Genomic DNA, 13588 nt, shown 5'->3' on the forward strand with positions numbered 1-13588 from the left:
AATAAGTGTTTGAATAACAAATCCATTAGAACGTTGTGATTCAGGAAGTTTATCTGCAACTAATGCACGGAAGGGTTCCATACTGATATTTATTGAAGAGTCTAGTATCCATAATAATCCAGCCGCAACCCATAAAATAGGTGAATGTGGCATAAAAAATAAAGTTACAGAGGCTAAAATTGCACCCACAAGGAAAAATGGTTTTCTTCGACCAAATTTTGGACTCCAAGTATTGTCCGATAAATACCCAATTATAGGTTGAACTAAAAGTCCTGTTAAAGGTGCTGCAATCCATAAACCTGGAATGTCATCAACTTCGGCACCAAGTGTTTGAAATATTCTAGACATGAATCCGCCTTGAAGAGCAAATCCGAATTGTATTCCTAGAAATCCAAAACTCATGTTCCAAATTTGCCAGAAACTTAATTTACGCTTTTCCATTATCGTAATTTATTGATTTATAAAACGATAAGCGCGATGCTTATCAAAACTTATTTGTTTATTTTCGAAGTAAAACACAAGCTTTGATTTTGTAAAGATAAAAAAGTTTTTTAATTGAAATATGGTATCCTGCTCAAATTAAATAGAATGTGTTACGAAAACGTTATTTGTTGATAAATAGAAATTTAAATAGTTGACTCTCTTTCTACTAGTTCGGTTTCAATAACCTCTGTTTTATATTGTTCTTCATAGTCATCATCTTCTTCAATTTCTAATTTTTCAAGTAGCATTTTGGCTGCTTTTTCGCCCATTTTTATACCGTTTTGACTAACTGTTGTTATTGATGGCGATGAATATTTAGAAATAATTCCGTCTGTAAAACCTATAATTGATATGTCTTCTGGAACTTTTTTCCCCAATCTAGACGCTACTTTAATAGCTGTTACTGCAAATATTTCGTTTACCGCAAAAATTGCGTCTATTGTGTTGTCTGTCAATAAATTTTCAATTTGAATTTCAAAATTGTCAGTATCTTCAATTTTAATAATTAAGTTTTCGTCAATGGTTATGTCGTTGGTTTTTAGTGCTTTAATGTAGCCTTCGGTTCTTAGCTTACCTACACTAACATAGTCAACTGTAGAAATTATTGCAATTCTATTAAATCCTTTGTCAATTAGTAATTGAGTAGCATTAAACGCCGCCAAGTTATCGTCAATAATAACTTTATCACATAATATGTCATTAGTAACTCTGTCAAACATTACTACCGGCATTCCTTGATTGATTACCTCTGTTATATGATGAAAATCTCTTTTTTGTTGTGTTTCTTTAGACAAAGACATTATAAAGCCATCAATACTTCCATTAGCAAGCATTTCCATGTTAATTACTTCTTTATCGAACGATTCATCAGATAAGCATACAATTACATTATAACCTTTTTCGTTGGCAACATGCTCAACACCGCTAATAACTGTTGCAAAGAAATGATGAATAATTTCTGGGATAATGATGCAAATGGTTTTAGACCTTCTGTTTTTTAAACTTAGTGCAATATTGTTTGGTTTGTAGTTATACAATTTAGCAAATGCTTGTACTTTTTGTCGAGTATCTTCGCTTATTTCTGTGCTGTCTCTTAATGATTTTGAGACTGTCGAAATTGATACGTCCAATTCTTTGGCAATTTGCTTTAAAGTAACTTTTCTTCTCATTTTGCGATTTTGATAAATGTTTAATTTTCAATAAAGATATATTTATTTTTTTATACTATCAATTTTACTACTAAAAACATGCAATATCAAGAAAGTTGTCAACACGAAAACGTTTTCGGAGGTGTGTATTTGTGCTCTCATTTTTTTTAATGAAAATTTATCATAAATTTAACCTTCGAAGTTAAAATACAAGCAAAAACAAAATTATTAACCTAAACAAAATGTATGAAAACAATTTATAAAAAGTTGTTATTTTTATTACTAATGCTTCCTTTTAGTGTTCTGGCTCAAAGCACATTAGATGGGTCAGTTGTTGATTCTAAAACCAATCAATCACTACCGGGAGTAAATGTAAATGTTCAAGGTACTCAAGCGGGTACATCTACGGATCTAAATGGTAAATTTAAATTATCCAAACTTAAAAAAGGAGATAAATTAATTTTCTCTTTTATTGGATACCAAACTAAAACTGTTGCCTACAATGATCAAAATTCTATTACAGTTTCTTTAGTAGAAGAGGCTAACTTGTTGCAAGAAGTTGTAGTGCAAGTTGGTTATGGTTCTGTTAAGAAAAAAGATGCAACTGGTGCTGTAACAACAGTTGGTGCTAAAGACTTTAATAAAGGAACAAATGTAACTGCAGAAAATTTACTTTCTGGGCGTGTTGCTGGATTAACTGTTAATACTAGTGGTGCTCCGGGTTCAGGATCAGAAATTAGAATTCGTGGTGGATCTTCATTAAATGCTAGTAATGATCCTCTTATTGTAATAGACGGTTTACCTATCATTAACGTAGAAAATAAATCTTCTACATCTATATTGGCTGCCTTAAACCCAAACGATATTGAGAGTTTTACTGTTCTTAAAGATGCTTCTTCAACTGCAATTTATGGTTCTAGAGCTTCTAATGGTGTAATTATTATTACTACTAAAAGAGGAGGAAAAAAAATGGCTGTTGACTACAATTTTCAATATGGATCAGGAAAAAATGTAAATCAAATTGATGTTTTTAGTGCAGATGAATTTAGAGCTATAATTCAACAATACAAGCCTAGTCTAGTTTCTAGTTTAGGAACTGCAAATACAGATTGGCAAAAAGAAATTTACAGAAGAACAGATTTTATTGATAATAACTTATCTGTAAGAGGAAATTTATTTGGAACTATTCCTGCTAGAATTTCTATCGGAAATACTCATCAAGAAGGTATTAGACTAACAAATTCATTTGATAGAAAAACGGTTTCTACAACATTAAATCCAACTTTTTTTAAAGACCATTTAAAGTTAAGGCTTAATGCTACTTTCGCAAACGAAAACAATCGATTTGCAGACGGTGTAGAAGGAACAGCTTTTAGATACGACCCAACTCAACCAGTGTATCAAGCGGGTTCTCCTTTTGGAGGTTTTTTTGAGTTTTACAACACTTCTACAGGAAATATTACTCCTCTAGCTTCTAATAATCCAGTGGCTCAATTGTTGCAAACTTATGATAAAGGTAGAAACAATAGAATTTATGGAAACTTTGAAGCCGACTATAAATTGCATTTCTTTCCAGATTTAAGAGCTGTTGTAAATGTTGGTTTTGATCAATCAAATGGATATAGAAATAAACTTGTTGCTCCCAATGTGGCTTCAGGAAATCAATATACTGTAAGTGGAATTATCAATTACATAGGTTCGGATTATACACAAACAATATTGTTGAGAAATAAATTAATTGATACTTATTTAGCATACAATAAAAAAATTGGAAAATTAAATCTTGAAGCTACTTTAGGTAGATCTTACCAAATATTTAATGAAGAAAGAACGTACTATGGTGATACAAGAAGAAATCCTGCATCACAAGTAAATCCTAATGTTTGGAGACCAGAAGCAGATAATGTACTAATAGGTTACTTTGCAAGAACAAACTTGACTTACAACGATAAATATTTGTTTACTGCTTCCATTAGAAGAGACGGATCGTCAAGATTAACTTCAGACAATAGATGGGCGAATTATCCTGCATTTGCATTTGCATGGAAAATGAAAGATGATTTCTTTAAAGATTCTAAAACTCTTTCAGATATGAAATTACGATTGGGTTATGGTATTACAGGAAATCAAGGTTTACCATCTATCTATAACAATGCATATCTTCAGCAATATGCAACAGGAAATAGTAATTCACAATATACTTTTGGATCAACACCATCACCTATCAGTTTGTCTCGTGCTTACAATGATAATTTAAAATGGGAAAAACAAACAACGTATAACGTTGGTATCGATTATGGCTTTTTTAATAATCGTATTACAGGTGCTCTTGATGTTTACTATAAAAAAACAGACGACTTGTTTAATGTTGCTCCAGTACCAGACGGTGGAAATTTCTCTAATTTCTTGATTCAAAATGTTGGAAGTTTTACAAATAAAGGTGTTGAATTTAGTATTAATGCCGATGTTGTTAAAACAACAAATTTTAATTGGAACTTGAATTTTAATGCAAGTAAATTTGAAAGAAGAATTGAAACACTAGCTAATGGTGCCGATATATATTTAGGATCTGCTCCAGGTACAGGCGGTACTTCACAAATATACAGACCAGGATACACTCCAAATTCTTTCTATGTTTACAAACAACTATATGATACAGCAGGAAAACCAATTGAAGGAGCTTTTGCCGACTTAAATGGTGATGGAATTATTACTGGAAATGACCGATATATTTATAAAAATCCAGATCCAGATGTTACTTTTGGATTTGCATCATCTATGAATTATAAAAATTTAGATTTCTCTTTTAACCTTAGAGCAAGTGTTGGAAATAGAATTTATAACCAAGTAAATGCCGGAAATGCACAACTTGTTGCTTTAACTTCAGGAACTGTAGCAAGCAATGTTCCTACACAAATCCTTGAAACTGGATTCAATACATTATCTGATAAAATAGGTTTGTCTGATTTGTATATTGAAAATGGATCATTTTTAAGAATGGATAACGTAAGTTTAGGATATACATTTCCTAAATGGTTAGAAGGAAAAGCTTCTTTAAGATTGTTTACAGGTGTTCAAAATGCTTTTGTGTTAACTAATTATTCTGGACTTGATCCCGAAATAACAGGTGGAGTAGATAATACTATTTATCCTAGACAACGTTCGTTTTTATTTGGAGCTAACGTAAAATTTTAAAATAAAAAATTATGAAAAAATTTAAGATTAATGCTTTTTTACTTGTAGGTTCATTAATTGGACTTAGTTCTTGTACTAAAGACTTAGATGTGTTGCCAAAAGACCCAACGGTTTCTACCGCAGAGGCTTTTTATGCACAACCTGGCGCTTACAAAAGTGCATTAGCTGGAGTTTATGGAAATTTATCATTAACAGGAACAGACGGTTCAGGATCTTCTTCTCTTCAAGGATTGGATGCAGGAACCAGTCAATATGGTAGATGTTTGTGGTATCTTCAAGATTTAACAACCGACGAGGTTTTGTGGAGTTATGAAAACGACCCAGGAACTAGAGAGTTGCAAAGAAATATCTGGACAGCAAGTAATCCAGTTATTTTAGGTATGTTCAGTAGATCAATGGTAGAAGTAGCTTTTGTAAATGACTTTTTAAAGAATACTTCTCCAGAGAAATTGAACTCTAGAGGTGTAGTAGATGCAACTCTATTAAACAACATTGCTGATTATAGAAATGAAGTACGTGTTTTAAGAGCTTTGGCATACTATAATTTAATGGATTTATTTGGGAAAGCACCTTTTGTAACAGAAAATGATGTAGTAAATACTGCTGGTCCAGAATATAACAGACAACAACTATTTAGTTTTATTGAAACCGAATTGAATGCTGTTCTTCCTAGTTTGAAAGCACCAAAAACTAATGAATACGGTAGAGTAGATCAAGCAGTTGCTAGAATGATTTTGGCTAAGATTTATTTAAATGCAGAAGTTTATATTGGAACGCCCAAATATTCAGAATGCGCTACGCAATGTACTGCAATTATTGCTGGTGGATATTCGTTAAATACAAACTATTTAAATAATTTTAATGCTGATAATCAAACCTCGCCTGAGATGATTTTCACATTACAATCTGACGGAAATTACACTCAAAATTATGGACCAACTACAGTTTTTGTAAACGGTTCTGTAGGGTCAATTGAACAAAATGGAGCATCTGTTGGCGTTAGCGCTGGTGGTTGGGGCGGAGCTTTGAGATTAAGAAAGCAATTTGTTCAAAAATTTGATGGAGCGAGCTTTAATTCAGATACTAGAAAAACTATAATTGCTGGAGCAAGAAATATCGACATTGCAGATATAAGTGATAAAGATCAAGGGTATATTCTTAAAAAATTCTCAAATAAAAATAGTGCTGGCGTTGCTGGCGTTAATTCTACTTTTGTAGATACTGACTTTCCTTTGTTCCGTTTAGCAGATGTTTATTTAATGTATGCAGAATGTGCCGTTAGAGGTGCTTCAACAGCAACAGCAACTCAAGGATTGACCTATGTAAATGATTTAAGAAAAAGAGCTAACAACGGTTCTTCTATAGCCAACATTTCTGCAACAGATTTAACCTTGAGCTTTATTCTTGACGAAAGAGCTAGAGAATTACACTGGGAATCTCATAGAAGACAAGATTTAATTCGTTTCGGAAAATATACAGGCGGTAGCTACAATTGGGCATGGAAAGGTAACGGTTCTAATGGAATATCAATTTCTAACAATTTGAAACTTTTCCCAATTCCTACCAATGCATTAGCAGCTAACCCAAATTTAACTCAAAATACAGGATATTAATAACATAATTAAAATTTAAAAAATGAAAAATATACTAATAAAGTCATTTGTAGCTTTAGCTATTATTGCAGGATTCAACTCTTGTACAGACGAACAAGATTTAATGTTTTCTAAGCCAGAAGGTAGTTTTAAAATATTATCTCCAAACTCAGGCGAAGGTGTAGTACTAGATCCAACAACTTTAACAAATCCAGGTGTATCGCTTACTTGGGAAGCAAAAAGCTATGGTTCACCAACAGAAATTACGTACACAGTTCAAGTAGATAAATCTGGAGATAACTTTGATACTCCAATAAATATTACTTCTACAACTAACACTTATGCTACAATTACATCGGAGGTTTTAAATACTAAATCTCTAGAAGCTGGATTAGTTCCTTACACAAGCTCTGGTTTAGAAATTAGAATAAAATCAACAATAGGTACTAGTGCCTCTGAAGAAGCTTTTTCAGATGCAATCACTTATATTGTTAAACCATATTCTACAGATTTACCAAAATTATACATGACTGGTAACTTCTTGAGCAATAGCGGATATGGTAACAACTGGACTCCAGCTAATGGAGTGCCAATTGCTGCATCTGGTTTTGGTCAAACAAGTTTTGAGGGATTTGCTTATGTTAATGAAGCAAGTTATGCTTTCTTATTTTTACCAACAAATGTAAATTTTAATGGTAAATATGGTGATGATGGAAGTTTCTCAGGAACTTTACAAGCTGGAGGTAGCGATATTACCGGAACCGGAGCTGGATACTATTATGTTAAAGCTAATACTGCTGTAACTGGTCCAGGAGCATTAACTTATTCATTACAACAAACAAACTGGGCAATTACAGGTAGTGCAACTCCATTAAACTGGCCTTCTGGTCCAGGAGGAACTGCAGGTCAAGATCAAGACATGACTTACAACCAAACAACTAAAAAATGGCAAATCACTATTGCATTAACTGCAGGTGGTAATAAATTTAAATTTAGAGCTAACGATGATTGGGGTTTAAACCTAGGTGGTGATAGTGCAGATGCTGACTCTTCAATGGATTTTGGTGGACCAGATTTAGAAGTTCCTGCTTCAGGTTTATATAAAGTAGAACTAGATTTAAGTCACCCAAGAGATTATTCTTGGACTGCAACATTACAATAAGATATTAAGATTAATTTTAAAGGGCTTCCATTCTATGGAAGCCCTTTTATACTTTTTTGCTATGAAAAAAAATACTTTTATAACATGGATATTTAGTTTGTTTTGTGCAATTTCATTTGCACAAGTAACTATCTCACCAGCAACTTTCAATGTTACAGATCAAATAACTATAACAGTCTCTTTTCCTACTAATGCTTGTAATACAATGGGAACTGCTCCTGTAAAAGTGTATATGCATGCGGGTATTGGTGATGATTCCAATGCTTTTGGATATTCTGTTGTAGGAAATTGGGGAACAGATGATGGTGTTGGTTTAATGACCAATAACGGAAACGGAACTTGGAGTAAAATAATTACACCTAGCACTTACTTTAATTTAAATACTACACAACAAGCAAATGCTTCTAAAATTGGAATGGTTTTTAGAAATACTGCTGGTTCTCAAACATTAAAATTAGCACCAGCTTGTACCGACTTTGTTTTTAATGTTGGACTCTTTCAAGCAACTTTAAGTTCGCCTGCATTAAACAGTTCTACAATTATAAGCTCGGGTTCCAATTTAAGTATTAATGCTAGCAATACTAATGGAAATGCAAATTACGATTTAAAATCTAATGGAACATCTATCAACTCTATTTCTAATGTTTCTAGTTATAGTTTTAATCATACCAACATCACTTCCAATCAAAGCTATGAATTGATAATTACTCAAGGAATTTCTTCTCAATCAAAGAAATTTAATCTAATTGTTAATCCAGGAACTATTGCGCAATCTATTCCTGCAGGTTTAGATGAAGGTGTAAATTATAATACATCAGATCTTACTAAAGCTACTTTGGTTCTTGAAGCACCAGGAAAAGATTTTGTTTATGTAGCCGGTTCTTTCAATAATTATCAGCCAGATGCAAGTTATGCAATGAAAAAAGATCCAACTACTGGTAAATTTTGGTTAGAATTAACTGCATTAACTTCGGGTGTAAATTATTCATATCAATATTGGGTTGTAGACCAATCGCCTACAGCTAATTCGCCTGTTTTAGTTAAAACAGCCGATCCATATTCAACTCTAGTTTTGTCACCTTTTGATGATCCATACATTGCAACAGCGTCCTATCCTAACTTACCAGTATATCCTGCCGGTCAAGAAAGAGAAGTTACCGTGTTACAAACAGGACAAACACCATATAACTGGAGTACAGCAACTACAAATTTTGTAAAACCAAATAAAGATAATCTTGTTGTTTATGAAGTTTTAATTCGTGATTTTGACGCCAACAGAAATTTCCAATCTTTAATTGATAAAATTGATTATTTTAAAAATCTTAAAGTAAATGCAATTGAGTTGATGCCAGTAATGGAGTATGAAGGTAACGAAAGCTGGGGATATAATACTGCTTTTCATTTAGCTTTAGATAAATACTATGGAACTGCTGCAAAAATGAAAGAATTTGTTGACTTATGTCATCAAAATGGAATTGCAGTCATTCTAGACGTTGCTCTAAATCATGCGTTTGGAAGAAATCCAATGGTTAGAATGTGGATGAAAGATCCAGATGGTGATGGTTGGGGTGATGCCGCATCTGACAATCCTTATTTCAATGAATTTGCAAAACACAGTTATAGTGTAGGAAACGATTTTAATCATGCTTCTCAATACACTAAAAATTATACTAAAAGAGTCGTAAAACAGTGGATTCAAGAATTTAAAATTGATGGTTTCCGATGGGATTTAACCAAAGGATTTACGCAAGCTTGTTCTGCTGGTGATGATACATGTACTAATGCTGAACAACCAGATAGAGTTGCAATTTTAAAAGATTATGCAGATTACTCATGGAGTTTAGATCCAAATCATTATGTAATTTTTGAGCATTTAGGTATAGACAGTGAAGAAAAAAAATGGGCAGATTATAGAATTTCAGAAACTCCTAGTAAAGGTATTATGCTTTGGGGTGAATTGACATATCCATACACACAATTAATGGAAGGATATTCTACTGGCGGTGATTTAACTAGAATGGGACACGTAAGTAGAGGTTTTATAGGAAAAAGATTGATGGGTTATCCAGAAAGTCATGATAAAGATCGTTTAATGTATTCAGCACTTACCTATGGAAATGGTGCCGGTACTAGTCCAGTGATTGGAAACCTAAATAATTCATTATTTAGAATGTCTGCCATTGGTGCAACTTCTCTTCTTATTCCTGGACCAAAAATGATTTGGCATTTTGCCGATTTAGGAATGAGTAATTCTATTTATACATGTACAGATGGTTCAGTAAATTCTGAAACTGATACAACCACAGGCGATTGTAAATTAGCTACTAAACCACAACCACAATGGGTTAACAACTGGTTAGGAATTACAGAGCGTGCCAAGATATATAATGATTGGTCTAAAATGATAAATTTAAAAAGAAATAATCCTGTTTTTAATGGTGATTATTCAATAAGTCCAAACGGTAGTAATGTGCGTCAAAGAATTTATGTTTATGACAATTCATTGCCTGCTTCTCAACTTAAAAATGTAGTGATTTTAGCCAACTTTTCTGTAGCATCTCAAAATGTTACACCCGATTTTCCTTACACAGGAACTTGGGTAAATTTAATGGATAATACTACCATAAATGTTACTAATACTACAACAGCTATAACAATAGAGTCTGGAGGTTTTAGAATTTATGGTAACCAACCTGCAGCATTAGCAACTGACGATTTTACTAAAATAAATTACATAAATCTAGTTCCTAATCCTGCTTCAACTTATTTTAATTTGAATACAGACGTGACTAAAGTTGAGGTTTTTTCTATAACAGGACAACTTGTTAAGTCATTCAAGAATCAATTAGAAAATTACCAATATTCAATTTCCGATTTAAATCAAGGTGTGTACATTGTAAAAGTTACAGATGCTAATTACAACGAAAAAACGCTAAGACTAATAAAACAGTAAATTAGAATTAACAACAAATAGATTATCCTAAGACCTTTCATTAATTTGAAAGGTTTTTTTTATTTTTTTTAGTACATTTCAAAAACACTTGTTATAGATTTGCATCCTTAAATTTGGTAGTATAAATGAAGAAAATTATTTTTAAATCATTAAAGATTTTTGGAGCATCAATTGGATTAATTCTTTTGTTAATGTTCTTGTTTCCAATACTTTTTCCGGGAAAAATTGAAAAAGAAATTAAAGAATTTGCCAACCATAAAATAAATGGTAAACTAAATTTTAAAGAAGCACATTTATCGTTCTTTAATCATTTTCCGTCTTTAACACTTTCTTTAAACTCCTTTTTACTCAAAGGCTCAACTCCATTTGCTAACGATACTTTGGTTGCTGCCAATGAAATTGCATTTGGTATTAACCTTAAAAATCTAATTTTTGATAAATCGGTTACCATAGATAAAATTTTCCTTTCTGATGCAATAATGAATGTCAAAGTAAATGAAAATGGAGAAGCCAATTATAATGTGTACAGCTCCAATAGTAAAGAAAATTCAACAGATACTACTTCGGCAACAGCCTTACGACTAAATAAAATTTCAATAGAAAACTCCCACTTAGTCTATAACGATAAATCTACCAAGATTTTAATCGATGCTAAAGGTTTTAATTATTTAGGAAAAGGAGACTTAGATAAATCTATTTTTGATTTAAAAACCGAAGCCAATATTGATAATTTCAATTTTACATTTGGAGACGAACACTACTTGAAAAATAAAAAAATAAATGCCAATTTAATAACTAAAATCAACACCAATTCACTATCGTTTCTATTTGAACAAAATAATTTAAAGATCAATAAACTACCTATTGATTTTACAGGAAAACTCGATTTTCTTAAAAATGGATATGATTTAGATTTTAAAATTCAATCAAATAACAGTTTGTTAAATGATTTTTTTACAGCTTTACCACCCAAATATGTCACTTGGTTAGAAAAAACTAAAGTAAAAGGAACAACGAGTTTACAATTAACGTTAAAAGGAAAATACATCGCCTCAACCAATGAAAAACCAGATTTGGCTCTCAATATGAAAATTAGAGACGGCGAGATAAACTATAAAAACGCACCTATTCCTGCCACAAATATATTCTTAAATTTTGATGCCAAATTGCCAGCTCTTGATACAGAAAAGGTGAAAGTAAACATCGACTCAGTATTTTTCAATTTAGGAACCGATTATGTAAAAGCAATTATTAAAACGGAAGGACTTAGTAAGCCAAAAATTGATGCACGTATTCAATCGGCTGTCAATTTAGGAAAGTTAGATTTGGCATTCGGAATTCAAAATATGGATTTGAAAGGACAATTAAATCTCGATATAAATTCGAAAGGTGTTTATGATGCCAAAAACAAAATTGTACCCATAACCAAAGGAAGTATTTCTTTCAAAAACGGATATATTAAAACCGATTATTATCCAAATCCAATTAAAAACATCAATCTTGTTGCATCACTATCGGATAATTCGGGATCGCTAAAAGATTTAAAAGTTAACATTTCACCTGCATCTTTTGATTTTGAAGGAAAACCAATTTATGTAAAAGCCAATCTAGAAAATTTAGAAAATGTAAAATACGACATCAAGGCTAAAGGCGAATTAGATTTAGCTAAAATCTACAAAGTGTTTTCTCAAAAAGGATTAGATATTAAAGGTTATATCAAGGCAGATGTCTCTTTTCAAGGTACTCAAGCCGATGCAGTAGCAGGAAATTATCATAAATTGAATAATAAAGGAACATTGCTATTAAGAAATATTAAAACCAACTCTGACTATTTGCCAAAACCTTTTTTAATTACAGAAGGTGAATTTGTTTTCAATCAAGACAAGATGAATTTCAATAATTTTTCGGCAACTTATGGTCAATCTAATTTTAGTATGAACGGTTATATGCAAAATGTAATTGATTATGTATTGTCAGAAAAAGGAATTCTAAAAGGAAATTTTAATCTAAAAGCCAATTATATTAATGTAGATGAGTTTATGCCTAATTCGGCCAAAAATCAAGCAACAAGTAATTCTTCTTCCAATAGCGTAGTTGTAATTCCTCCAAATTTAGACTTGCAATTTAATTGTGTGGCACAAAAAGTAGATTTTGATGAGCTTAAAATGGAAAATCTAAAAGGAAATGTAAGTATCAATAAAGGAGTTTTAAAATTGAATAAATCTGGTTTTGATATTATTGGTTCCAATGTTAAAATGGATGTTGTTTATGGAAGTGAATCGCTAGAAAAAGCATTTTTTGAATTTGAAGTGCTTGCCAAAGAATTTAATGTGAAACGCGCTTACAATGAGATAAAAATGTTTAGAGAAATGGCATCGGCTGCCCAAAGTGCTGAAGGAATTGTATCTTTAGATTACAAAGTAGCAGGAAAATTGAATAGCCAAATGATGCCAATTTATCCATCATTAAAAGGTGGTGGAATGCTTTCTGTGAAAAATGTAAAAATGAAAGGATTCAAAATGTTTGGAGCTGTAAGTAAGAAAACAGGAAAAGACGCAATAAAAAATCCAGATTTATCTAAAGTTGATATCAAATCTACAATCAAAAATAATATTATTACTATTGAGCGTTTCAAGTTTAAAGTTGCTGGTTTTCGTCCAAGAATTGAGGGAACAACAAGTTTCGATGGTCGATTAAATATTAAAATGCGATTAGGATTACCGCCTTTAGGAATTATTGGAATTCCATTAAAAATTACTGGAACTCAAGAAAATCCAAAAGTTGGATTTGGAAGAAAAACAGAAGATTTAGAAGAAACACAATACGACGAAACAAAAGCTGAGCCTGTAAAACCATAATGGATATAAAACAAAAAACCCGAATATTGCTATTCGGGTTTTGTGGTACCTACAGTACCAATATCACCCAAATTTCCAATTTTTAAAATCATACATTTTGTCGCGTAATCATCTATAAAGTCTATAAATTCAATGCTTTACAGATGATTTACATATTGGATAACATTGAATAAGTTTGTATATATTTTGACTTTACC

The 13588-nt window shown here is 31.8% G+C and carries 7 protein-coding genes; 5 read left to right on the top strand and 2 right to left on the bottom strand.

Going from position 1 to position 13588, the window contains the following annotated elements; all coding sequences use genetic code 11:
- Together ACH2CG_RS10480 and ACH2CG_RS10485 are read right to left on the bottom strand one after the other, a co-directional pair.
- Nucleotides 1-441: MFS transporter (locus ACH2CG_RS10480; RefSeq protein ID WP_395064917.1), on the bottom strand; the 441-nt coding region annotated here is incomplete at its 3' end.
- A gap of 185 nt (nt 442-626) precedes the next feature.
- The gene (locus ACH2CG_RS10485) at nt 627-1652 is read right to left on the bottom strand and encodes a LacI family DNA-binding transcriptional regulator (protein ID WP_395064919.1); all 1026 of its coding nucleotides are present in this window, start codon (nt 1650-1652) and stop codon (nt 627-629) included.
- A gap of 225 nt (nt 1653-1877) precedes the next feature.
- On the opposite strand from ACH2CG_RS10485, the gene ACH2CG_RS10490 reads away from it, so the two are divergent.
- The 5 genes from ACH2CG_RS10490 to ACH2CG_RS10510 all read left to right on the top strand — a co-directional run bounded on the left by ACH2CG_RS10490 (nt 1878) and on the right by ACH2CG_RS10510 (nt 13391).
- On the top strand, nt 1878-4826 hold the full coding sequence (locus ACH2CG_RS10490; protein ID WP_395064921.1) for a SusC/RagA family TonB-linked outer membrane protein: 2949 nt from the start codon (nt 1878-1880) through the stop codon (nt 4824-4826).
- An 11-nt stretch (nt 4827-4837) separates the two neighbouring features.
- Nucleotides 4838-6439, top strand: coding sequence for a RagB/SusD family nutrient uptake outer membrane protein (locus tag ACH2CG_RS10495; RefSeq protein WP_395064923.1), 1602 nt, complete (start codon nt 4838-4840; stop codon nt 6437-6439).
- 22 nt (nt 6440-6461) lie between these two features.
- Nucleotides 6462-7580: a SusE domain-containing protein gene (locus tag ACH2CG_RS10500; protein WP_395064925.1), complete on the top strand. Its 1119-nt coding sequence runs from the start codon at nt 6462-6464 to the stop codon at nt 7578-7580.
- Nucleotides 7581-7641: 61 nt separating this feature from the next.
- Nucleotides 7642-10533: an alpha-amylase family glycosyl hydrolase gene (locus ACH2CG_RS10505; protein ID WP_395064927.1), complete on the top strand. Its 2892-nt coding sequence runs from the start codon at nt 7642-7644 to the stop codon at nt 10531-10533.
- Between the two features lie 125 nt (nt 10534-10658).
- On the top strand, nt 10659-13391 hold the full coding sequence (locus tag ACH2CG_RS10510; protein WP_395064929.1) for an AsmA-like C-terminal region-containing protein: 2733 nt from the start codon (nt 10659-10661) through the stop codon (nt 13389-13391).
- Nucleotides 13392-13588 lie beyond the last annotated feature (197 nt).

This window comes from Flavobacterium sp. (assembly GCF_043778725.1).
Classification (GTDB): Bacteria; Bacteroidota; Bacteroidia; order Flavobacteriales; family Flavobacteriaceae; genus Flavobacterium.

Coding starts and splice junctions, on each gene's coding strand:
- ACH2CG_RS10510 (WP_395064929.1), top strand. CDS start 10,659: ATGAAGAAAATTATTTTTAAATCATTAAAGATTTTTGGAGCATCAATT.
- ACH2CG_RS10490 (WP_395064921.1), top strand. CDS start 1,878: ATGAAAACAATTTATAAAAAGTTGTTATTTTTATTACTAATGCTTCCT.
- ACH2CG_RS10505 (WP_395064927.1), top strand. CDS start 7,642: ATGAAAAAAAATACTTTTATAACATGGATATTTAGTTTGTTTTGTGCA.
- ACH2CG_RS10495 (WP_395064923.1), top strand. CDS start 4,838: ATGAAAAAATTTAAGATTAATGCTTTTTTACTTGTAGGTTCATTAATT.
- ACH2CG_RS10500 (WP_395064925.1), top strand. CDS start 6,462: ATGAAAAATATACTAATAAAGTCATTTGTAGCTTTAGCTATTATTGCA.
- ACH2CG_RS10485 (WP_395064919.1), bottom strand. CDS start 1,652: ATGAGAAGAAAAGTTACTTTAAAGCAAATTGCCAAAGAATTGGACGTA.